This is a genomic window from Clostridium sp. DL1XJH146 (assembly GCF_054819755.1).
Map to the genome: position 1 here is coordinate 1 of NZ_JBTVVN010000177.1, position 242 is coordinate 242.

Below are 242 nucleotides of genomic sequence, written 5' to 3' on the forward strand. Positions count from 1 at the left end.
GCATGACGAGCTACGAGGTGAGCTATCATTTGCGACGGATGAAGATTTTAAGATCCTTGATGATAGCCCTACTGTAGCAAAAGAAGCTGTGATGTCGCGTGACGATTGGAGTGATGAGCAAAAAGAGCAAGCTTTGGCGTATGTTAACGCCAAGGAGGCTTTGGCTGGTGTTGTAGACCGCATCAAAGAGGATGCAGATTCTATGGAGGCGCAACAGCACGAGGAGCTGAAGCAAAAGCAAC

General features: G+C 48.3%; 1 protein-coding gene. It reads left to right on the plus strand.

The genetic code is table 11. From position 1 onward, the window contains the following. Positions 1–242: hypothetical protein (locus ACVHXK_RS18995; protein ID WP_461207959.1), on the plus strand; the 242-nt coding region annotated here is incomplete at both ends.